Source organism: Sphingomonas sp. R647 (assembly GCF_020177055.1).
Classification (GTDB): domain Bacteria; phylum Pseudomonadota; class Alphaproteobacteria; order Sphingomonadales; family Sphingomonadaceae; genus Sphingomonas.
The window spans coordinates 830,153-852,528 of record NZ_JAIQXT010000001.1 but is presented as its reverse complement, the minus strand read 5'-3'; the positions used below and the strand labels follow the sequence as shown (position 1 = coordinate 852,528).

19 protein-coding genes and 2 tRNA genes are annotated in these 22,376 nt (G+C 65.8%); 8 read left to right on the top strand and 13 right to left on the bottom strand.

Annotated features, from left to right (window positions below):
* Positions 1–180: 180 nt before the first annotated feature.
* From K9B35_RS03855 to K9B35_RS03835, 5 genes are all read right to left on the bottom strand, one after another.
* A tRNA-Thr gene (locus tag K9B35_RS03855) sits at positions 181–256 on the bottom strand.
* 52 nt (positions 257–308) lie between these two features.
* Complete coding sequence (locus tag K9B35_RS03850) at positions 309–1,169, bottom strand: hypothetical protein (RefSeq protein ID WP_224920474.1); 861 nt, start codon at positions 1,167–1,169, stop codon at positions 309–311.
* A 12-nt stretch (positions 1,170–1,181) separates the two neighbouring features.
* Entirely contained in the window at positions 1,182–1,796 is a 615-nt protein-coding gene (locus K9B35_RS03845) for a response regulator transcription factor (protein ID WP_224920473.1), read from the bottom strand.
* 80 nt (positions 1,797–1,876) lie between these two features.
* On the bottom strand, positions 1,877–5,428 hold the full coding sequence (locus K9B35_RS03840) for a CHASE domain-containing protein (RefSeq protein ID WP_224920472.1): 3,552 nt from the start codon (positions 5,426–5,428) through the stop codon (positions 1,877–1,879).
* A 138-nt stretch (positions 5,429–5,566) separates the two neighbouring features.
* Positions 5,567–5,643: transfer RNA gene (locus tag K9B35_RS03835), tRNA-Pro, on the bottom strand.
* A gap of 193 nt (positions 5,644–5,836) precedes the next feature.
* Here K9B35_RS03835 and yajC point away from each other — a divergent pair.
* Genes yajC through K9B35_RS03815 form a run of 4 tightly spaced genes read left to right on the top strand, consistent with a single transcriptional unit; the run spans position 5,837 to position 9,175 of the window.
* Entirely contained in the window at positions 5,837–6,178 is a 342-nt protein-coding gene (yajC, locus tag K9B35_RS03830) for a preprotein translocase subunit YajC (RefSeq protein WP_224920471.1), read from the top strand.
* A gap of 1 nt (position 6,179) precedes the next feature.
* Positions 6,180–7,823, top strand: a complete 1,644-nt coding sequence (secD, locus tag K9B35_RS03825; RefSeq protein WP_224920470.1) for a protein translocase subunit SecD — start codon at positions 6,180–6,182, stop codon at positions 7,821–7,823.
* Positions 7,824–7,835: 12 nt separating this feature from the next.
* The gene (secF, locus tag K9B35_RS03820) at positions 7,836–8,813 is read left to right on the top strand and encodes a protein translocase subunit SecF (protein WP_224920469.1); all 978 of its coding nucleotides are present in this window, start codon (positions 7,836–7,838) and stop codon (positions 8,811–8,813) included.
* Positions 8,813–9,175: an MTH938/NDUFAF3 family protein gene (locus tag K9B35_RS03815; protein WP_224920468.1), complete on the top strand. Its 363-nt coding sequence runs from the start codon at positions 8,813–8,815 to the stop codon at positions 9,173–9,175. Before secF ends, K9B35_RS03815 begins: the two co-directional genes overlap by 1 nt.
* Here K9B35_RS03815 and K9B35_RS03810 read toward each other — a convergent pair.
* A complete protein-coding gene (locus tag K9B35_RS03810) occupies positions 9,172–10,290 on the bottom strand; it encodes a tetratricopeptide repeat protein (protein ID WP_224920467.1) in 1,119 nt (372 codons plus the stop codon). The two genes, K9B35_RS03815 and K9B35_RS03810, sit on opposite strands and share 4 nt — an antisense overlap.
* A gap of 145 nt (positions 10,291–10,435) precedes the next feature.
* Between K9B35_RS03810 and K9B35_RS03805 the strand changes: the two genes are divergently transcribed.
* Positions 10,436–11,557, top strand: coding sequence for a DUF3089 domain-containing protein (locus K9B35_RS03805; protein WP_224920466.1), 1,122 nt, complete (start codon positions 10,436–10,438; stop codon positions 11,555–11,557).
* On the opposite strand, the gene K9B35_RS03800 is transcribed toward K9B35_RS03805, so the two are convergent.
* From K9B35_RS03800 to K9B35_RS03790, 3 genes are all read right to left on the bottom strand, one after another.
* Positions 11,554–12,720 (bottom strand): glycosyltransferase, encoded by a 1,167-nt coding sequence (locus tag K9B35_RS03800; protein ID WP_224920465.1) that lies wholly within the window; start codon positions 12,718–12,720, stop codon positions 11,554–11,556. The genes K9B35_RS03805 and K9B35_RS03800 overlap by 4 nt on opposite strands.
* 65 nt (positions 12,721–12,785) lie before the next feature.
* Complete coding sequence (locus K9B35_RS03795; RefSeq protein WP_224920464.1) at positions 12,786–13,166, bottom strand: glycine zipper 2TM domain-containing protein; 381 nt, start codon at positions 13,164–13,166, stop codon at positions 12,786–12,788.
* Between the two features lie 101 nt (positions 13,167–13,267).
* The gene (locus K9B35_RS03790) at positions 13,268–13,594 is read right to left on the bottom strand and encodes a glycine zipper 2TM domain-containing protein (RefSeq protein ID WP_224920463.1); all 327 of its coding nucleotides are present in this window, start codon (positions 13,592–13,594) and stop codon (positions 13,268–13,270) included.
* Between the two features lie 92 nt (positions 13,595–13,686).
* Between K9B35_RS03790 and K9B35_RS03785 the strand changes: the two genes are divergently transcribed.
* Together K9B35_RS03785 and K9B35_RS03780 are read left to right on the top strand one after the other, a co-directional pair.
* On the top strand, positions 13,687–14,118 hold the full coding sequence (locus K9B35_RS03785) for a cupin domain-containing protein (RefSeq protein WP_224920462.1): 432 nt from the start codon (positions 13,687–13,689) through the stop codon (positions 14,116–14,118).
* 1,084 nt (positions 14,119–15,202) lie between these two features.
* Entirely contained in the window at positions 15,203–15,946 is a 744-nt protein-coding gene (locus K9B35_RS03780; RefSeq protein ID WP_224920461.1) for a sulfite exporter TauE/SafE family protein, read from the top strand.
* Here K9B35_RS03780 and K9B35_RS03775 read toward each other — a convergent pair.
* The 3 genes from K9B35_RS03775 to dnaK all read right to left on the bottom strand — a co-directional run bounded on the left by K9B35_RS03775 (position 15,869) and on the right by dnaK (position 19,486).
* On the bottom strand, positions 15,869–16,378 hold the full coding sequence (locus tag K9B35_RS03775; RefSeq protein WP_224920504.1) for a DUF805 domain-containing protein: 510 nt from the start codon (positions 16,376–16,378) through the stop codon (positions 15,869–15,871). The genes K9B35_RS03780 and K9B35_RS03775 overlap by 78 nt on opposite strands.
* Positions 16,379–16,406: 28 nt before the next feature.
* A complete protein-coding gene (dnaJ, locus tag K9B35_RS03770) occupies positions 16,407–17,513 on the bottom strand; it encodes a molecular chaperone DnaJ (RefSeq protein ID WP_224920460.1) in 1,107 nt (368 codons plus the stop codon).
* A gap of 68 nt (positions 17,514–17,581) precedes the next feature.
* Positions 17,582–19,486 carry a molecular chaperone DnaK gene (gene dnaK, locus K9B35_RS03765; protein WP_224920459.1) on the bottom strand — a complete coding sequence of 635 codons (1,905 nt, stop codon included), beginning with the start codon at positions 19,484–19,486 and terminating at the stop codon, positions 17,582–17,584.
* 176 nt (positions 19,487–19,662) lie between these two features.
* On the opposite strand from dnaK, the gene K9B35_RS03760 reads away from it, so the two are divergent.
* A complete protein-coding gene (locus K9B35_RS03760) occupies positions 19,663–20,091 on the top strand; it encodes a copper chaperone PCu(A)C (RefSeq protein ID WP_224920458.1) in 429 nt (142 codons plus the stop codon).
* A 144-nt stretch (positions 20,092–20,235) separates the two neighbouring features.
* Here K9B35_RS03760 and K9B35_RS03755 read toward each other — a convergent pair whose 3' ends face one another.
* Entirely contained in the window at positions 20,236–22,362 is a 2,127-nt protein-coding gene (locus K9B35_RS03755) for a TonB-dependent receptor (protein WP_224920457.1), read from the bottom strand.
* Positions 22,363–22,376: the final 14 nt, after the last annotated feature.

The following is a 22,376-nucleotide window of genomic DNA, read 5'->3' as shown; positions in this document are numbered from 1 at the left end:
GGTGGAGCAGCCCGGTAGCTCGTCAGGCTCATAACCTGAAGGTCGTTGGTTCAAATCCAACCCCCGCAACCATCACACACAACAGCCGCCTTCGGGCGGCTTTTTTGTTGTCACGCGTAGATCAAACGCGCGCACCCGTTGTGCCGGACGGCCCTGGCGAGATCAATGTGCCCGATGCAATGGTGCCGGTTGCAGGAATCGAACCCGCGACCTTCGGTTTACAAAACCGCTGCTCTACCAGCTGAGCTAAACCGGCGCGGCGGGCCTTGCGTCATGCGCGGCCCGCGTCTGGATTGCGTCCCTTTGCGTCAAGCGATGCCGAACGTCCAGCCCTCTGATCGCGCAATTTCAGGAGACATCGCTGCGGGCTGCCACAGCCCTGCGACATCGACGGCGCGTCGCAGCCACGCCGCGGTCAGGAGCGCATCGGTCGCATGGTCGGTATAGCGCTCGAGCGGGTCGTGCTGGGCCGACCCCAGCGCGTCCAGCGCGGTGTCAAGCGAGGCCGCATCGCGCAGCTTGGATCGCCCCTTCCGCGCCCCTGCGGCTCGGGCAGCGATCGCGGTGTAGATCTCGACCACGCATGCGCCGCGTACGGGCAGGGGATCGAACGGCCAGACCGGCACGGCGCCATTGAGCCGGTGGAGCAGGCGCATCCCCGCAAAGCTCGCCTTCGCCACCTGTGCCGCGCCGATCGCGTCAAACACGGTCGACGGTTTGGTGCTGCCGTCGTGCGCGACCTCACAGGCCCGCCAGTGCAGGAAATCGGCCTTCACCCCATCGGCGGCACCCAGATAGAAATGGGTCCCGCGCCGCGCATCGATGAACCCCGCCGCGCCCAGGTCTGCGTCGCCGGCTGCAGCAGCGTCGATATGCGCCCACAGCGCGCGGGCATCGTCACTCTGCGTTTCTCCGGGAAGATGCGCACCACGCGCCACGAACGGCGCAGAGAAGCTGAAGTCGAACCCGATCAGCAGCGGGTCGTTCGCCTGCTTCAACACCCAGTCGAGCACGTCCTGTCGCGACCAGACGCGGGAGGGCGGGGGGACCAGTCGTGGCGCCGCGTCACCCGCCTCGCACAGCGCAACGGCGATGCCGGGATGGCGCGTGCCTTTAGCGCCGGACCAGTCGATCGCGGCAAATCGGGTGAAATGATGCGAAACCGCCATGGTCGAGCCGGATCAGCCCGGCGTCTCGATCCCCGCGAGCACCGCCAGCCGGATCGCCTCGGCAAAGCTCGACACGTCGAGTTTGAGCATGATCCGCGCGCGGTGCGATTCGACCGTGCGGACGCTCAGCCCCAGTTTTTCGGCGACTTCGCGGTTGGTCAGCCCGTCGACCAGCAGCGAAAGAATCTCGATCTCGCGCTCGCTGAGGGTCTCCAGGCGTTCGCGGTCGCGATCCGACCGGTCTTCCTCGGCGAGATTGCGGTCGAGCAGGTCGAATGCGATTTTCAACGGCCCCAGCAACTTCTCGAGCGTAAACGGCTTCTCGATAAAATCGATCGCCCCGCGCTTGAGCGATTCGACGGCAGAGGTGATCTGGCCCTGCCCAGACACGATGATCGCCGGAAACCGCATATGGTCCAGCGAACGCAGAGCCTCATTCCCGGACAGCCCGGGCATGTTGAGGTCGAGCAGCACCACCCCCGGCGCCGCGCCGTCCTGTGCAGCGGTCAGAAATGCCTCCGCCGATTCCCACGCGCTCACCGAAACGCCGGGCAAGGTCGCCACCAGGCTCGAGATCACATCACGGGCAAGATCATCGTCATCGACGACATGAATGGTTCTGGACATTTTCATCCGCTATTTGGAACCGAAACCGGCCTGATAACGGGCAAGCTCCGCAAGTCCATATGATCGCGCGACGTTACTACTCAACTTGAGACGTTCTGGGAACTTGTTTCGATCATAGCAAGCAACGCTTGCGCAAGGATGATGCGCTCGGCCGGTGCTGCGTCGATCATCGCGCGTTCGATTTCGCGGGCCTTGTCACCGAGTTGGCCGTCGCCGAAATGTCCTGCAGTCCCGGCCAGCTTATGGATTTCGGACAGCAGTGCAGCAATTGCCTGCACGTCATCGGCCGCGACTGGACCGAACGCGCGGAGCCGCTCAGCCAGCGCAGCGCGGCGTTCGGCATAGCGCGTGACCAGCGAAGCGGGCAGTGGTTCGGCGGGGGGCGCCGCACTCGGCACCGGCAGGGCGCGAATGGTGCCGGGATGGTGCCGCGCCCAAGTGGCGATCGCACTCTCCAGCGCCTCGCGCCGCACCGGCTTGGCCAGATGCGCCTGCATGCCTGCGGCGAAACACGCGTCGATATCGTTTTGATAGACGTTCGCCGACAGCGCGACGATCGGCAGCGTCTCGGCGCTGAACCCCATGCTGCGCAGTCGCTGGGTGGCGCCGATGCCGTCGAGGACGGGCATCTGGATATCCATCAGGATCAGGTCGTAAGGCACTCCTGCCTCCGCCGCGCCCTGGGCGCGGATGACAGCTTCGGAGCCGTTACTGGCCACGTCGAGCGTAAGCCCCAGCCGGGCGGCGGTGGCGCGGATCAGCGCCTGATTGATCTCGTTGTCCTCCGCCAGCAAGACGCGGATCGCTGCTGGGGGCGTTTTGTGCGCAGGACTATTGTTAGGAACATCGCTGGCCGGTGCTGCGTCATCTTCGAGCGACGCCGGGGTGCAGGGCAGGGTGAAATGAAAGCTGCTGCCTTCGTTGACCCGACTTTGCACTTTCAGATTGCCGCCCATCAGCCGGACGAGCGAACTGGAAATGGTCAGGCCCAGTCCGGCGCCCGATCCGGTTGTGCGCGCCACGGGTTCGAGCTGGACAAAGGATTTGAAGATGTCGGCAATCCGCTCGGGCGGGATTCCCGGACCCGAATCGACCACGGCAAACCGCATCAACGCCCCGACACGACTGACCTCAAGCCGCACAAAGCCTTGCTCGGTAAACTTGACCGCATTGCCGAGCAGGTTGAGCAGCACCTGCCGCAGCCGCAGCTTGTCCCCGCGCACCACCGGCGGGAGCGTCGGGTCGATCTGCACCTCCAGCCACACGTCGCGGCGGCGCACGCTGGGCATCAGCATGCGGATGGCCGAATTGGCGAGTTCCTCGATCGCGACCGGTTCGTCGGACAGCTCCAGATGTCCGGCCTCGATCTTCGACAGGTCGAGCACATCGTTGAGCAGCGCCATCATGTTGCTGCCCGATTCGATGATGATCTGCGCGTAGTTACGCTGTTCGGTCGCCAGTTTGGATTCGAGCAGCAGTTCGGCAAAGCCGATCACGCCGTTCATCGGGGTGCGAATTTCATGGCTGAGATTGGCAAGGAACGCGCCACGCGCCTGCGCCTCGCGCTGCGCCGAATCGCGCGCCTTGAGCAACTGTTCGCGCACTCGTGTTTCGTTGGTGACATCCTGCATCACGCCGAACAGCGCGCCGGGCTTGCCGTCCGGGCCGGGCTCGGCGCGACCGATATAGGACAGATACCGCGTCTCGCCGTCATCGTCGCGGGTAATGCGTACGCGCAGATTGAACGGGGTCTGGTCGCGTACCGATGCCAGCATTGCCTGCCAGGTCCGGCCCCGGTCGTCAGCATGGAGATAGTCGAGTGCCTCGTCGCGCGTAATCCGGCGGTTCGGATCGCGCCCGTAAATGCGATACACCTCGTCCGACCACAGCAGGGCGCCCGCCGCGATGTCGTAGCGCCAATGGCCGACATGCGTCGTCGCCTCGGTCATCAGCAACAGGCGGTTCGCCTCCGATAATTCTGCGGTGGAGCGCTCAACCTCCCGCGTTACCACCGCCTCGCGGCGCGCCACCACTACCAGTACGGCGGCCAGGGCCAGATTGATGGTCAGCCCCGTCAGCAGGACGAGCAGCGGCTCGACACTGCGGGTCCGGTTCTCGAAAGCAGCGGTGCTACGCCACTCGAGCGACCATACGCGGCCGGCAACATTGAACTGCCGCGTTTCTGAAAAAGCGGGCCGGTGCGCTGTCTTGGGTTTGCTGGACAGCGTGTCGAAGACCGTTACCCAGCGGTTAGTCCCGTCGCGCGCCCTGATCAACAGCTCGAAATCGCTGCCCTGGGCGGGGCTCAGGTCGCTAAAGAAGCGCTCGGCGGGAAAGGGGTGGTAGACCCACCCGATCAGCGTCCGGCGCCGCTCCGCCACCGTGCGGGGCGGTTCCGCCGCCGAATAGACCGGCCGCATGACCGTAAAGCCATAGCCGGGGCCGCGATACTGAACAAAGTCGAGCGGTCGCGTCACCACCGCCGCACCGGTGTCGCGCGCCTGATCGGCGGCCTCGCGCCGTTTGGGGTCAAACGTGATGTCCATGCCCAGAACGGCGCGGTTTTTTTCCAGCGGGTAGATATATTTGACGACATAATGGTCGCCGGTCGCCGGTGCTCGCTGGATGCGGTCAATCGGCAGGCCGTTGCGCCGCGTTTCGTCCTGAAATGCCGCGACTTCGGCGCGCGGAACGCGTCGAATGAACCCGATGTCGCGAATACCGGGGTAGCTGCGCTCGATATCGATCACCTTGGCATAGGTGACCCATTCGTCCCAGGTCACGCGCTCGCCCGCCGTGAACAGCGCCGAGGCGGCATCGAGGCTTTGCGCCGCGCGGTTCAACCGTTCGTGCAACGCCTGCTCGTTCTCTGCGGCCAGCACGGTGAAGCTCGCCTTGCTGCTCTCGCTAACCCGCTCGCGCGCGTTGATCCAGGCGAACATGGTCAGCGCCAGGCCCAGGCCACAGCCGAGCGCGATATAGCCGAACAGCCCCCGGATCGTCGCGCCGCGCCACAGCGCCCGAAACCGCCGCCGCACGCCGATCATCGCAAAGGGCGCGACGGTCAGGATGCCCAATATGTCGCCCAGCGCCCAGGTCACCATGCTGCCCGGCACCCGTTCAACGGAAAAGTCGCGCAGCGCCATCAGCGCAAGATGGCCGATCGACGCCGACACCAGCGCGGGGACCAGGATGCCGAGGCCAATCGCCACCGTGACATCGCGCAGTCGTGTCAGTTCGAGATGATCACCGAACCGGCGGCGCAGCAGGATATCGGCGATCAGGGCCTGCAGCATCGCGCCAATCGCGGTCCACACCGCCAGTCCGGCTGCGCGCAGCATCCCCGATCCCATCGACATGCCCAGGATCGTATTGAGCGTCAGCGAGGCAATGAACACCGCCGGCAACAGCCAGCGCCCGTAGAGCAAAACCGCGCCGACCGCGACGCCAGAGGGGAGCCACAGCATGGTCACGTTGGCCGGCGGAATAGCGAGTTGTCGCGCGACCCATCCGCTCAGCACGAACAGCAGGATCAGGATCACGCTCAGCCGCAGGCGCGTCGGAATCGACAGCGGTGCCGCGCCCGCTGGCACGCCGCGGGATGGATCGTCAGCAGAAGGGACGTCGCGCACAGGCTCCACAACGCGATCTATAGCAAGCCGCGCGGCGGATGCATCCCTTGCGTTACAGCCGTAACAACAAGCAGACTGGGGAGTGTATCTGATCTGCGGAAGGCCGCACCGGCGGCAATCGCCTTGTGCAGGAAATCTTGGTCGGGGCGACAGGATTCGAACCTGCGACCCCCACACCCCCAGTGTGATGCGCTACCAGGCTGCGCTACGCCCCGACCGAAGGCAGGCCCTCTAGGCGCGTGTTGCCGGGGATGCAAGGGGTTCTGTCACCTTGCCGGCTGGCGTGGCCGACTTCGCACGATGATCCGCCACAGTTGCATGGTCGCAACACAAGTGGTAGCCCGCGCCGCTTGAACCGGGGGGCTTGGCTCCCCACCAATAGGCCCACACTCCAGGCCCGGGAAACCCATGATCATCACCCCAGCATTTGCACAGGCCGCAGGCAGCGCGGCAGGCCAGGGCGGCGGAGCCGCCTCGTTCCTTTCGATCGCGCCGCTCGTCCTGATCTTCGTCGCCTTCTACTTCCTGATGATTCGCCCGCAGCAAAAGCGGATGAAGACGCTTCAGGCATCGATCGGCTCGATGAAGAAGAACGACACCGTCGTCACGGCGGGCGGTCTGGTAGGCAAGGTGGTGTCGGTCGACGACGTCTACGCCAATGTCGAGATCGCTCCGACCGTGAAGGTCAAGGTGGTCAAGGCGACCATCGTCGAGGTCCAGCCGCTCGGCGGCAAGCCCGCGAACGACTGAGATGCTCGATTTTCCCAAGTGGAAGGTCTGGGCAGTCTGGCTCAGCATCGCCGTCTGCATGCTGCTGGCGATCCCCAGCTTCGTGCCGGAAAGCGCGCGTGAGCGCTGGCCGTCGTGGATCCCGCAGCCATCGATCAACCTCGGCCTCGACCTCGCCGGCGGCAGCTCGATCCTGCTTGAGGCAGATGTCGATGATCTCGCGCGCACGCGCCTCGCGGCCAAGCGCGACGAGATCGAAACCGAGTTCCGCCGTCAGGATCCGCGGATCGACATCGGCGACATCTCCACCCGGGACAATCGCATCAGCTTCATGGTGCGCAACGTCGCACAGGTTGATGCCGCGCGCGAACGCCTGCTCCAGCTGACCGGCAGCGGTGTCGGCATGTCCGGCCAGCGCGAATGGACGATCGAGGTGCGCGACGGCACCCGCTTCATCGTCAGCCAGACCAGCGCTGGGCTCGATCAGGCGGTGACGCAGGCAATGGGCGACGCACGCGAAGTGGTCGATCGCCGCATCAACGCGCTCGGCACGCTCGAACCGACGATCATCCTTCAGGGGCGCAATCGCATCCTCGTCGAAGTGCCCGGGGTCAAGGATCCCGAGGCGCTCAAGCGCACGATCGGCACCACCGCACGGCTTGAGTTCAAGCTGGTCGACACCACCGCCAACCCGGCGGAGATCGCTGCGGGCCGTCCGCCGATCGGCAGCGAGATCATGGCCTATCCGGGCGCTCCCGGTGGCGCGCCCTATATCGCCTATCCGACCAAAGAGGGCGAGGTCGCAAAGATCGCGCTCAAGCGTCAGATCATCGTCAGCGGCGATCAGCTGATCGACGCCAAGCAGGAATTCGACCAGGACCAGCGCGTCGTGGTGGGCTTCACCTTCGACACGCAGGGCGGCCGCCGCTTTGCCCAGGCGACCCAGACCAACACCGGCAAGCCGTTCGCGATCATTGTCGATGGTCAGGTCATCTCCGCGCCGAACATCAACGAACCGATCCTCGGCGGTCGCGGCCAGATTTCGGGCGGGTTCACCGTCGAAAGCGCCAACGAACTCGCCATCGCGCTGCGTTCGGGCAAGCTGCCCGTTGCGCTCAAGGTGGTCGAGGAGCGCACCGTCTCGGCCGAGCTCGGGCAGGAATCGATCGAAAAGGGCATCCTTGCCGGCATCGTCGGCACGCTCGCGCTGATCGCGTTCATGCTGTTCACCTATCTGCGTTTCGGCGTCTACACCGCCGCCGCGCTGCTGGTGAACGCGGTCATGGTGCTCGGCGTGATGGCGTTCTTTGGTGCCACGCTGACGTTGCCCGGCATCGCCGGCTTCGTGCTGACTATCGGTGCGGCGGTCGACGCCAACGTGCTGATCAACGAACGCATCCGTGAAGAACAGCGCATCCGTGGCCGCGCCGCGATTGCTTCGGTCGAGTTCGGCTACAAGGAAGCGAGCCGCGCGATCTTCGACGCGAACATCACCAACGTCATTTCGGCGGCGATCATGTTCCTGTTCGGCACCGGCCCGATCCGCGGCTTCGCGGTCGTGCTCGCCATCGGCATCATCACCTCGGTGTTCACCGGCGTCACCTTCACGCGTCTGCTCGTTGCCGATTATCTGAAGCGCAACCGTCCCAAGACGATCAATATTTAAGGCCGCCCAGATATGCGCCCTCTCAAGCTCGTCCCTGACAACACCAACATCCCGTTCCTGAAATGGCGGAACGTGGCGATGGCGTTGTCGATGCTGCTCATCATCGGTTCGATCGTGCTGTGCTTCGTCAAGGGCTTCAACCTCGGCATCGATTTCGTCGGCGGGCAACAGACCCGCGTGACCTTCAGCCAGCCGATCGAGATCGAAACGCTGCGCCAGCGGGTCGAAGGTCTCGGCTATGGCGAGGCGACGATTCAGCGCAGCGGATCGACGAACGAATATTCGGTCCGCACCCCGCTGCCCGAGGGTGGTGAGGAAGCGGCGAACAAGGCGGCGTCGGCAATCCGCGCCACGATCCAGCAAGGCTATCCCGGCGCACAGGTCGAAGGCGCACAGAGCGTGTCGGGCAAGGTTTCGGAAGAGCTGTTCCGCAACGGCGCGATCAGCCTGACGCTCGCGATGATTGCTATCGCGCTCTATGTCTGGTTCCGCTTCGAATGGCAGTTCGGCGTCGGCGCGCTGTTCGCGCTGTTCCACGACGTTGCGCTGACGCTCGGCTTCTTCGCGCTGACCCAGCTTGAGTTCGACCTCAACATCGTCGCCGCGATCCTGACGATCATCGGCTACTCATTGAACGACACCATCGTCGTGTATGACCGTATTCGCGAGAATATGCGCAAATACCGCAAGATGGAGATGGGCGAGCTGCTCGACCTGTCGATCAACGAAACGCTGTCGCGCACCGTCGTGACCTCGCTCTCGATCGGCATCGTGCTGACCATCCTGCTGGTGCTTGGACCCGACGTGATCTTCGGCTTCACCGCAGCGATGCTGCTCGGCATCGTCATCGGCACCTTCTCGTCGGTCTATGTCTCGGCGGCGATCCTGCTGTGGCTGCGGCTCAAGCCCGACAGCTTCCTGCCCAAGGAAGCGACCGGACCGAAGGGTGCAGAGCGCACAGGCCCTGCCGACTTCAAGGACATGCCCTGATGCGGGTCGACCGGACCCGGATCGAGGGTCCGGTCGTCTCGGGGTTCAGCGGTCGCGGTTTCCGCGTCGATGACGGGGTGTATGACGGCCTGATCCTCACCCCCACGCGCGCCGATGGCTGGTCGCCGCCGCCGCTCGCGGAGCTGACCGTGGCCGATTTCGCGCCGCTGCTGGCGATGGACCCGCTGCCGGAATTCCTGATCCTCGGCACCGGGACGACGCTGCGCCGGCCCCCGGCCGCGCTGGAAGCGGCGTTGCCCTTCGGCATCGAGCCGATGGACAGCCGGGCCGCAGCGCGTCTGTGGGGCGTGCTGCGCGCCGAACTCCGTGGCGTAGCTGCGGCGCTCTATCCGCTCGATTAACGCGCGTTCGCAAGCGTCCAGGCGGTCCGCACCTGCCCGGTGAAGATCGGGGCGAAACTCCGTAACTCGGCGCTCGCTGCGCGGTCATAGTCCGCATGCCGCCCCTGCGCCGCCAGCGCCTCTGCCGCTGCCGTCCGGTAAAGTGCCCGCGCTTCGCCGGCACGCGCACCATCCTCCACGATCACACTGGCCAGGCTCCACGCCCCAATCACCCGATCGCGGTCGCCGGCCGGCAGCATCGCCAGCTTGATGCTGAATGCGCGGCGGTACAGCCCCTCCGCCGCGTCGCGCCGCCCCAGTGCCCGCTCCGCCGCCGCCAGCCCGTTCAGGCTGTTGGCAGTATCGGGATGCATCTCGCCGAACAGCTTCACACGCACGCCCAGCGCCATGCGCAACGCCATCGCGGCGTCGAACAGCAACCGGCGGCGCAGCATTGCGTCGACCCGCTCGCTCCCGCCTGTCGCCGGGGCACCGATCGGCGGGGGTGGGGACAGCACCGCCTGGCGCAGCGTAAAGCTCCGCCGAAACCCCGCCTGCACGCTGGTCGCACCCGCCATCCGAACCAGATGCGACCCCAGATTATTGAGCGCGACCGCAAACTCCGCCTCCGCCCCTGGCCCCAGCCGCTGCAACGTCGCCGCCGCCTCGCGATACAGCGCATAGGCGTCTTCGCCGCGCCCTATCGCCGCCAAGATGCCAGCGCGGTTGCCTTGCGCACGGGTGAGGTCGAGCCGCGCATCCGGCCCGGCAGCGGTGAGGATCGCGAGCGCCCGCGCCGACAGCGCCTCCGCCTCGTCCAGCCGCCCGGCATCCGCCGCAAGGCCCGCCAACTGGCTCAGGCTGCGCGCGACTGCCGGATGCGCCGCGCCATGCCGCGCGAGCCGAATCTCGAACGCCCGCCGATAGAGTGGCTCGGCCTGCTTCGCCAGATTGTCCGCCAGTCGCTCCGCCGCATCGGCCAGCGCATCGCTCGGCCTGCGCCCCGCGTCGCCAACCGCACGCCGCAGGATCGGCTCAGCTTCACGATAGCGGCCGGCATCCTCTAGCGCGCGTGCGGCGTCCGTTGGAACGCTCTGCGTCACCAGCAACAGGGCAAGGGCAGGGGCGAATGCCATGCGACCAACCTTGCCCGCTCGGGGCGGCCGCGCAAGCGACAGTTGCTGGCATTGCGGTCGCCCGCGCAAGTGATCGCCATACCCGATCTTCCAATCGTGCTCCGACTCGTGCATATGGATCGCAAAATAACGGGGAGAGAAGACCATGCTGACCGCCGCAATTGCGATCACCGCCGCTCAGGTCGCGGCACCCGCGCCTGCCGACTATCGCGATACCGCCAACTGGCTCTGCCGCCCGGGTCGGGAGGATGCCTGCACCGTCAATCTCGATGCTACGGTGGTCGCGCCCGACGGATCGCGCACGGTCGAGAAGTTTACCGCAGCAGCAAACCCGAAATTCGATTGCTTCTACGTCTATCCCACCGTTTCGACCGATGAGACGCCGAATAGCGACCTCAGCATCGACGCCGCCGAGCGCCGCGTCGCGATGATTCAGGCGGCGCGCTTCCGCAGCGTGTGCCGCGTCTTCGCGCCGATGTACCGCCAGGTAACGATGAAGGCATTGCGCGCGGTGATGACCGGCCAGACGTCCGGCGCCGACCCCGTGCTCGGCTATCGCGACGTCAAGGCGGCGTTCGACGATTACATGAAGCACGACAATCAGGGGCGCGGCGTCGTCCTGATCGGCCATAGCCAGGGCGCGCGGATGCTATCGCAGCTGCTCGAGCGTGAGTTCGACGGCAAACCCGCAGCGATGAAGCCGATCATCTCGGCGATGCCGATCGGTTTCAATCTCGAGCTCACTGCGGGCCAGCGCACCGGCACGCTCAAGTCGATCCCGACCTGTGCCAGCGCCACCGAAACCGGCTGCGTCGTGACCTATGTCAGCTTCCGCGCCACCGTCCCGCCGCCCGCCAAGAGCCGCTTTGCTCGCGCCGCTGCGGGGATGCAGGTCGCCTGCACCAACCCTGCCGCGCTCGATGGCGGCTCCGCAACGCTCGACGCCTATCTCCCCACCGGCTCGCTGATCGGATCGGCCCCCGCCTTTGCGTGGAGCAAGGGCGGCGCGCCCGTCACCACCAACTTCGTCAAACTGCCCGGCATGATCGCGGGCGCCTGTGTCGCGAAGGACGGGGCGAGCTATTTCGAGATGACGCTGAAGCCCGACCCCGCCGATGCGCGCACCGACGACATTCCCGGCGACCTGATGGTCGGCCCGCAGCGGCTCGACGATTGGGGGCTGCACCTGATCGACATGAACCTGGCGCTCGGTGATTTGGTGAAGTTGGCCGAGGTACAGGCGGCGGCGTGGGAGAAGAAGCGCTAAGCGCGCACCAACCCCATCAGATGCGCGTACAGCGCCGCAGTGTTCGCCTCCCAGGTGAACCCTGCGGCCCCGGCGCGCACCGCATCGACCGGGGGAGGGGCAGCGATCAATGCGCTGATCGCCTCGGCAAACGCCTGCGCATTCCGCGCAACGATCCGACCATGCTCCGGCGCCGTCACCAGCTCGCGCGCGCCGCCGGCATCGGGGATTACCACCGGCGTCCCGCTCGCCAGCGCCTCGACCCAGGCGTTTGCCAGCCCCTCGGACGATGACGCCAGCGCCATCACATCCGCAGCCGCGAGCAATCGGGGCAGCTCGCCATGCGCCACGCTGCCCATCAGTGTCACTCGGTCGCCAACCCCCAGCCGCGCAATCTGCCCCACAAGCTTTGGGCGCTCCGGCCCCTCGCCAGCGATCATCAGCCGCACACCGGGCACCGCCGCGACCGCGTCGATTACGATGTCATGCCCCTTGCGCGGGATCAGCGCGCCGACGCTCGCGACCAGCGGGCCGCTGACCCCCAACGCAGCCTTCGCCGCCGCCCGGTCGCGCGGCGCGAACCGGTCGAGATCGACGCCCGTGCGATGAACGCAGATCTTCGCGCCATCCATCCCCAGTGCGACCATGTCGTCCCGCATCGACCCGGCGACCGCGAGCAGCCCATCGGCACGCTTCCCCGCCTCCAATATCTGTGCGGAAGTCCCCCGCGCGCGGCCCCAATGGTGGATATCCGCGCCGCGCGCCTTGATCGACACCGGCACGCCAAACACGCGGCCTAGCTCGACCGCCGCGACGCCATCGGGAAAGAAGAAGCTCGCATCGATCACGTCGAACGGGAAATCACGCCGGATCGCGCGCAACAGCGGCTTCAGTCGGGCTGCCAGCATCGCCGCATGAAACCGCCCCCCGGTCCCCGGCAGATTGGCAAAGCGCGGACGCCAGGTTTCGACGCCTTTCCAGTCTTCGTGCCGGGGAAGGGCGGACAGCGCTGCATAGCGCCCCAAACGAGACAGCGGCCAGGGCGGGAGCCCGACCGGCGCGACCAGCTTCAATTCGACGTCTGGATGCGCCGCTAACCCAAGCGTCTGCCGCTCGACAAACACGCCGAAATTGGGCCGCGACGTGTCGGGGAACAACGACGAAAGGGTGAGCACGCGAAGCATTGCTCCACGCACTACACCCTTCCGGTTAACGTTGCGAAACCGCGTTCAGCGAAGCTGAACCCGCTTTAGCGGCAGCGCACTTCGCCGCGATCGACCGAAGACCCGATCGCTGCACCACCGGCGGCGCCGATAATCGTGCCCAGCGTCTTCGATCCGCCCGGCGCGATGATGTTGCCGAGCACGCCGCCGGCAATGCCGCCGACGATCAAGCCCGCGCTGCCATCGCTGCGTTTGCAGTAATAGCGCCCGTCGCGCCCGACATAGACATTGTCGCCACGGCTCAGGCGGCGCTCTTCATAGCTGCCATCGCGATAATAGCGTGCGGCGTCCCAGTCGCCGCGGCTGGCATAGCCCGGTCGGTCGCCGCCATATTGGCTGCAGGCACCGGTCAGCGCCATCGCGCTCCCACTCAATGCGATCATGCCGGTACGGATCAGATTAGTCATTGGGCATCTCCCTGTCGGATACCCCCCGCGTCTGATTGGCCAACGAAACGGGGCGCGGAAATATCCCGCGCCCCGAATCATTTACGCAAAGAAGGTCTGGATTAGCGGCAGCGCTTGCGGCTACCGCTCCGCTCGATCTCGCGGCCCGCCAGTGCGCCGACTGCGGCACCGGCCAGCGTCCCGACCGTGCGATCACCGCGCGTGTCGATCGTGCGACCGACCAGCGCGCCAGCAACACCGCCGACGACCAGACCGGTCGTACCATCCGGCTTGCGGCAATAGCGGCGGCCATCACGGCCCTTCCACTCGCGATAGGCCTGGCGGTTCTTCTTGCTCTGCGCCTGCGCCTCGCTCGAGGTGTTGGGCAGCATGGCGGTCGCGGGGACGGCCAGCGAAGCGGCGCCAAGCGCCAGCATCAGGTTACGCATAATCTCTACTCCATCTTCCTGAACTCGGGGAAAGAACGCTGCGGCTTTGGGCGGGGTTTCATGAACGTAACATTTCGTGCAGTTCATCCTCCATGCAGGAAGCCCGCACCCTTATCGAACGCCTCGCTCTCGCCCCCCATCCCGAGGGCGGCTGGTACCGGGAAACATGGCGTTCTCAATCACTTGGGGACGGCGGCCGCTCGCCCGGCACGGCGATCCTGTTCCTGCTTGAACAGGGGCAAAGGTCGCACTGGCACCGCGTCGATGCCGATGAGCTGTGGCTGTGGCACGCCGGGTCGCCGCTCGACCTGATGATCGCCGACGCGGCGGACGCCAATCCTGAGACGATCGTACTTGGCGGCGATGTCTTTGCTGGCTACCAGCCGCAAGCACGCGTTCCAGCGACTCGCTGGCAGGCGGCGGACGCGCATCGCGGCTGGGCGCTGGTCAGCTGCATCGTGGTGCCCGGCTTCGACTTTGCCGGGTTCGAGCTCGCCGCCCCCGACTGGTCCCCGGCCCGCTAATTCTCTTCCCGTGATTCACGCTATCCACAGGTCGTAACGGACGATCGGCACTTCGTCCGACTCGCAAATCGTGACAGCATCATGGGGCAGGCAGATGCGGACGCGGCGGGAAACCAAAGCGAAATCAGATGTTTGTCACGGCCTGAACCATGCAGGTGCCTTCGGGAAACCGCATGGAACGGGACGGGGACGCCACCCCGGGAAACCGTGAAGGCGATGTTCGCATCGGCTTTGCGCGAACGGAACGGACAGGCGTCCAATGGCATCCTTGGCCTCGTGCCGGGGGTGACAGGCGGAAGGGCAGGGGCTGGTGTCTTCGGGCAACGGGCCGGACCGGAAGCCATGGACGCAAAGCCCGTCTTCGGACCGGGTGGAGCGGGTTGCAGCGGAGCGGCGGCGCCTTCGGGCACGGCCGGGAGGATGCAGCCACAGCCGCGACGGAACTGAACGCCTTCGGGCAACAGGACCGACGCGAGGTGATCGAATGAAACGACCCTTCGGGGATCGTGTCGATCGATGACCGGACCGCGATGCCGGAGCGCCGCAAGGCAGGAAGGGATCGCAAGGACATCGAGGCGGGAACGCGGCTCTTCGGAACCGCCCCCGTCCCGGTGACCGGCCAGCGGACGCCTAGCGACCGTTGGAACGCGGGGTTCCACGTCCCTTGCCGGTTAGTGGAACACCGCCTGCCGCCACCGCGGCGCGCCCGTCTCCCGGATGGGCAAGCGAGCGGACGGCGACACCGGGGGGCTGGCGGAAACGCCGGCCCTCTTTTGGGTTTGGGGTAATGGCACGCGCGGGGTTCCGCTCGTCTTCTCCCTCTCTCCGCTCCCGGGGAGAGGGCCGGGGAGAGGGGCGCGTTCCCACCAGCTAATGGCCTGAGAGGACAACCCCTCTCCCAACCCTCAGCACTACCTCCCCCAACATCATCGTCACCCCGGCCCTGTGCCGGGATCTACTCCGCCTCACGTCCGACGCTATCGCCTCTTGCTTCGCGCCCCGCCGCCGGGTGGACCCCGGAACAAGTCCGCGGTGACAACAAACGGACTGGACGCAGACCAGCCGGACGCTACCCCTAAGCCCAATGCCGTTCGACTCCCTCCACCTCGCGCTCGCCGCCTGCATGTTCCTCGGCGCCCTGCTCTACTCCACCGTCGGACATGGCGGCGCGTCGTCCTATATCGCGCTGATGGCGCTGTTCAGCGTACCGGTAGCGACGATGCGGCCGACCGCACTGGTTCTCAACCTGATCGTCGCGACCTTGGGATCGATCCGCTACGCCCGCGCGGGACTGTTTCGCTGGCGCACGCTGTGGCCGTTCCTCGTCGGCGCCATTCCGGCCGCGTTCGTCGGCGGGATGATCCACGTGCCCCCGGAGATATACCGCCCGGCAATGGGCGCGGTCCTGCTCTTCTCCGCTGCGCGGATGCTGTGGCCGCGCGAATTGAAGGCCGAGCGCGAATGGCACGATCCGCCGCTGTGGCTCGCCGTCCTCGCCGGGATCGGCCTCGGCCTGCTCGCCGGGCTGACCGGCACCGGCGGCGGCATCTTCCTCTCGCCGCTGCTGCTGTTCCTCGCCTGGTCCGCACCCAAGCCCGCCTCGGGCGTCGTGGCGGTCTTCATCCTCGCCAATTCCGCTGCGGGCCTCGCTGGCAATCTCGCCTCGGTCGGCAGCCTGCCCCCCGAACTCCCGCTCTACGCAGTCGCGGTCCTCGCGGGCGGCCTGATCGGCACCACGCTCGGCATCAAGCTACCTCAGAAGTGGATCCTGCGCGCCCTCGGCCTCGTCCTGCTGGTCGCGAGCGCGAAGCTGTTTGGGGTCTATTGAACTGCGCGGGTCGGGACCGAAGCGGTTGGGACCTTCGGTGCCGGGGGCAATCACGAACATAAAGACGATTGCCATCAGCGCCAACATCGTGAGCGACCCCCACCATGGGAGGGTGGACGGTGCGGCATCCAAACTGGCACGCACGGACTGGTAACCATTGACCAACAGCACCGGAACGACCGCCAAAGACCCCCATCCGCTCCGATCCAAATCGTGAAGCCTGCGCACGAACAGAGCCGCAAAAGGAAGACCTAGAGCATAGCCCAGAATTGTGGCGGCAAGCCTAGACCCATCGCCGAGTGACGCTAACACCAAGGTTAGCGGAACGCCGACAAACATCAGTGCAAGCCAGAAGGCCATTACCTCCAAGCGCGTCGACCGTCCCCGAAAATCCAGTGTTCCCCGGATTGCCTTCCCGGCCAGCATGATCACTTCGGTCAAGTGCTGGCCTGCCACCCGATCAGCCCCCCACCGCCTTCTTCAGCTTGTCGAAGAACCCGGTCGAAATCGGGCATTCCTCGCCGGTCTCCAGCGCGCGGAACTGCTCCAGCAGCGCGCGCTGCTCACCCGACAGCTTGGTCGGGATCTCGACCTCGATCCGCACGACCAGATCGCCGCGGCCGCGCCCTTGAAGCACCGGCATGCCCGCACCGCGCTGGCGCACTTCGCGTCCGCTCTGGGTGCCGGGGTGGAGGTGGATCTTGTGCACTTCGCCGTCCGGGCCGGGAATCTCGATCTCGCCGCCCAGCGCTGCCGTGGTGAAGCTGATCGGTGCGCGCGCGAACAAGGTCGTGCCCTCACGCTCGAACAGCGCGTGCGGTTTGACGTGCAGAAAGATGTATAGGTCGCCCGGAGGGGCACCGCGCGCGCCCGCTTCGCCCTGACCCGCCATGCGGATGCGCGTGCCTTCGTCGACGCCCGGCGGGATGTTGACCGCCAGCTTCACCGTCTTGTCGACGCGGCCCTCGCCCCGGCAATTGCGGCACGGATCGGCGATCGTCTGCCCCGCGCCGTGGCACGATGGACAGGTCCGCTCGACCACGAAAAAGCCCTGCTGCGCGCGCACCTTGCCGTGACCTGCACAGGTGGTGCAGCGCTTGGCCATCGTGCCGGGCGACGCACCGGTGCCGCCGCACGGCTCGCACGGGCCGGACACGTCGATGGTGATGTCGGTCGCCTTGCCGTTGAAGGCGTCTTCCAGGCTGATTTCCATGTCGTAGCGCAGGTCGGCGCCGCGCGCCTGGCGCTGTCCGCCACCGCCGCGTCCGCCCATGAACTCGCCGAACATGGATTCGAAGATATCGGCAAAGCCGTCGAAACCCTGCCCGCCGCCACCGCCCTGCGGCCCGGCATGACCGAACCGGTCATAGGCCGCGCGCTTCTGCGGGTCCTTCAGGCAGTCATAGGCTTCGTTGATCGCCTTGAACTTGGCTTCCTGCTCCTTGCACCCGCCATGCTTGTCGGGGTGGCACTGGATCGCGAGCTTGCGGAACGCCGACTTGATCGTCGCATCGTCCGCATCGCGCGAAATGCCGAGCAGTTCGTAATAGTCAGTCTGGGTGGTCATTCACTCGGCCCCCGCCCGAACCCCCGCCGCCTTTCCTTGGGAGTGAAAGGGGCGGGGGGGAGCATAAATTACGCCTTGTTGTCGTCCACCTCAGAGAATTCGGCGTCGACCACGTCGTCCGCCGGCTTCTCCGCAGCCGCATCTGCCTGAGGCGAAGCCTCCGACTGCTGCTGCTTCTCGTAGATCGCCTGACCCAGCTTCATCGCGACCTGCGCGAGGGCCTGACTCTTCTCATTCATCGCTTCGGCGTCGTTGCTCTCGACCGCTGCCTTGGCCGCGTCGATCGCCGACTGGATCTCGCCCTTCAGCGCCTCATCGACCTTGTCGCCATTCTCGGCGAGCTGGCGTTCGGTGGTGTGGATCAGCGATTCCGCGTTGTTCTTCGCCTCGGCAGACGCGCGACGCGCCTTGTCTTCCTCGGCGAACTTCTCGGCGTCGCGCACCATCTGGTCGATGTCGCTGTCCGACAGGCCACCGCTGGCCTGGATGCGGATCTGCTGCTCCTTGCCGGTGCCCTTGTCCTTGGCCGACACGTTGACCAGACCGTTGGCGTCGATGTCGAAGATCACTTCGATCTGCGGCACGCCGCGCGGGGCAGGGGGGATGCCGACCAGGTCGAACTGACCCAGCATCTTGTTGTCCGCCGCCATTTCGCGCTCGCCCTGGAACACGCGGATCGTCACCGCCTGCTGATTGTCATCGGCAGTCGAGTAAACCTGCGACTTCTTGGTCGGGATCGTCGTGTTGCGGTCGATCATGCGGGTGAACACGCCACCCAGCGTCTCGATGCCCAGCGACAGCGGGGTCACGTCGAGCAGCAGCACGTCCTTGACGTCGCCCTGCAGCACGCCGGCCTGGATCGCCGCACCAATCGCCACCACCTCATCGGGGTTGACGCCGGTGTGCGGCTCCTTGCCGAAGAACTCCTTCACGATCTGGCGGACCTTGGGCATGCGGGTCATGCCGCCGACCAGCACCACTTCGTCGATCTGCGCAGCCTTCACGCCCGCATCCGACATCGCCTTGCGGCACGGCTCGAGCGTACGCGTGATCAGGTCGTCGACCAGCCGCTCCAGCTCCGCGCGCGACAGCGTCTTGACGAGGTGCTTGGGACCGTTCTGGTCGGCGGTGATGAAGGGCAGGTTCACCTCCGTGGTCTGCGCCGACGACAGCTCGATCTTCGCCTTCTCGGCCGCTTCCTTCAGACGCTGGAGTGCCAGCTTGTCCTTGGTCAGGTCGATGCCCTCGGCCTTCTGGAACTCTTCGGCGAAATACTTGACCAGCTTGGAATCGAAATCCTCGCCGCCCAGGAAGGTGTCGCCATTGGTCGCCTTCACTTCGAACACGCCATCGCCGATCTCGAGGATCGAGATGTCGAACGTGCCGCCGCCAAGGTCATAGACCGCGATGGTCTTGTTGTTGTCCTTGTCGAGGCCATAGGCGAGCGCCGCCGCCGTCGGCTCGTTGATGATGCGCAGCACTTCGAGGCCGGCAATCTTGCCCGCGTCCTTGGTCGCCTGGCGCTGTGCGTCGTTGAAGTACGCCGGGACGGTGATGACGGCCTGCGTCACGGTCTCGCCCAGATAGGACTCGGCGGTCTCCTTCATCTTCTGAAGGATGAACGCGCTGATCTGGCTCGGCGAATAGTCTTCGCCGCCTGCCTTGACCCATGCGTCGCCGTTCGAACCCTTCACGATCGTGTAGGGGACCAGCTCGGTGTCCTTCTTGGTGATGGGATCGTCATAGCGGCGGCCGATCAGGCGCTTGACCGCAAAAATCGTGTTGTCGCCATTGGTGACCGCCTGGCGCTTGGCCGGCTGGCCGATCAGTCGCTCGCCATCCTTGCCGAACGCAACGATCGACGGCGTGGTGCGTGCGCCTTCAGCATTCTCGATCACTTTGGGCTTGCCGCCCTCCATCACTGCCACGCAGCTGTTGGTCGTGCCGAGATCGATTCCGATAACTTTACCCATGAGTCCTCTAAGGCCCCCGTCTGCTAAATCTAGTTAATCCAGTGCGTTACCGCGCCCCTAAAGCGGCAACGCGGCCTTCACAAAGCGGGATATAGGCGTGCCGCGCCTTGTCGCAAGGTCATGGCGCACCTAGGAATTTGCCGAAGGTTCCCGAATCGGGAGGAGGAGTTTCGAAGATGCGGTCTTTGGTGGTGGCGGTGATGGCGGCGGTGACGCTCGCCGGATGCGAACAGGCACAGCTTGGCGTGGATGACGCCTGGGTCCGCCTGCCCGCAGTGTCGAGCCGTCCTGGCGCGGCCTATTTCACCGTAAAGGGCGGGGCAGACGCCACCAGCCTGCTCGGCGTGTCGTCTCCGGCAGCGGTGCGGACCGAGCTGCACGAAATGAAGCATGAAGGCGGCATGATGACGATGTCGCCGCTCAAGGATGTCGCGATTCCCGCCGGATCGACGGTCAAGTTCGAACCGGGTGGCAAGCACGTCATGCTCTACGACATCTCGCCGGAAGTCCGCGCCGGCGGCAAAATCCCGCTGCGCCTGGCCTTCGCCAACGGCAAGACGATCGAGGTTGAGGCGGAACTGCGGGCGCCCGGGCAGGAGAAGTAACGCATAATCCTCCCCCGCCAGGGGGAGGTGGCGCCGAAGGCGACGGAGGGGGAGGACGGCTGTGCCTTTGAGCCTCGGCCAGTCGCTTCCGCCCCCTCCGTCAGCTGCGCTGACACCTCCCCCTTGCGGGGGAGGACTAGAAGGTCAGAAATCCACCGACAACGACGCCCGCACCGTCCGCGGCGCGCCCTGCAACAGCGCTTGTCCGAATGCATCGAACGCCGACGCCCAATAGCGCGCATTGGCGACGTTATCGACGCCCACCCGCAACGTCAGCGGCTTGTCGCCCGCCGCAAACACATAGCGCGCACCCAGATCGACGCGGGTCCAGTCGTCCAGCTCCAGCGTGTTGGCGATATTCACCGCCTGCGGCCCGGTATGCACCACGCGCCCGGTCAGCGTCAGGCCGGGGACAAAGCCCATATCCCATTCGGCGCCGAGGTTGGCGGTGTATTCCGGAACGCCCTGCGCGCGGTTACCCTCATTCGCGCCGCCCAGTGTCTCGCGCAGCTTGGCGTCCACCACGCTGCCGCCGCCGATCAGCCGCAGTCCGTCAACCACCTGCCCGGCAAAGCTCAGCTCGATCCCGCGATTGCGCTGCTTGCCGAACAGGCCATAGACCTGCCGCCCCGCCGTCCCGCTCGGCACCGCATAGGCGCTCGGCAGCTCGATCTGGAACAGCGACAGGCTGGCATCGATTCCGCCCACGCGCACCTTGCCGCCGACTTCATATTGGACCGATTTGATCGGCGCGAACACTTCGCCGGGGTTGAGCAGTGCCGGGTCGATTGGCGCGGTCGGTCCCTGCTGCAACGCCTCGATCCGGTTGACGAACAGCGATACGCCCTCGGCGGGCTTCGCCACCACGCCGATAACCGGGGTCACTGCGCGCTCCTCATATACCGTGTCGAGCAATCCGCCATTATAGGCGTTGTAGCTCTTGACCCGGATCGACTGGAGCCGCGCGCCGGCGGTTACCAGCAGGCGGTCTTCGAACAGCCCGACCGTGTCCGACAGGAACATGCTCCACAAACGGGTGCGGCTGATCGGAAATGGATTGTCCAGATCGCCGCCGACAAATGCCGACGCCGGAATCGCCGCCAGCGTCGGATTGTAGAGGTTGGTCGCAAAGCCGGCAAAGCCCGGGCCGTAGAGGAAGTCGAACGCGTTGCGGTTGACCTGCCACGCCATGCTGCCGCCGAAATTCAACTCATGCGTGACCGGCCCGCCGATCGTGATGCGAATGCCGGTCTCGATCGCTTCGTTATTGTCGGTGCGCGGGACGTACAGCGCGTTGCCGTTCGCTGCGCCCGTCGCCGCGTCCAGGATCGTGATGCCGCCATAAATGCCATCTTCCATGCCGTCGCGCGCGCCGGCGGAGACATAGAAGAACGCATCATCGGCCAGATCATATTCGATCCGCGCAACGCCGAACACATCGCGCATGTCGGTATAGGTCCAGGGCTGGGCGTAGTTGGTGTCGGCTTCCGGCACGCGCGGGACCACCGCCGTGCCGACCGTCACCTTCGGCCGCAGCCCGTCGACCTCGACCCGCTGATAGCCCAGGTCCAGCGACGCGCGCACCCGCTCGCCGCGCCAGTCGAACGCTGCACCCAGCACGGTGGTGCGGCGGAACTCGCCATCGACCGAAACTTCGCCGCTGCGAAACGCGCCATTCACGCGCACCCCGAACGCCCCGTCGCCAAAGCGGCGCGCAACGTCAAAGCTGCCGCCGAAATGCTGGTCGCCGGTATAGCTGGCGGTCGCGCGCGTCAGGTCACGCCCGGCGCGCTTGAGCTGCAGATTGACGCTCCCGCCGACGCCCGACCCACCCGGTGCCGCGCCGTTGAGGAATGCCGAGGCACCGTTCAGCACCTGCACGCTCTCGAACAGCTCGGGCGCGATCAGCTGGCGCGGCGCGATGCCGTACAGGCCGTTCAGGCCAACATCGTCGCCGAACAGCTGAAAGCCGCGGATCACGAACTGCTCCGACGCATTGCCAAAGCCATAGGTGGTGCGGATCGTCGGATCATTTTCCAGCAGCGCGCCCAGCGTCAGCGGCTGCTGGTTGAGGATCAGCGCCTCATTGTAGGAGCGGACGACAAACGGCACGTCCTCCGCCTTCTTGGTGCCCAGCGCGCCCAGATCGCCTTCGCCGGTCACCGCGCTGGCATTCTCACGCTGTGCCTGAATGACGACCTCGTCATCCTGCGCCAGGGCAGGGGTGGCGATCGCCGCGAGCGAAACGGTGGCAAGGATCAGGCGCTTCATTTGTCTATCCAATT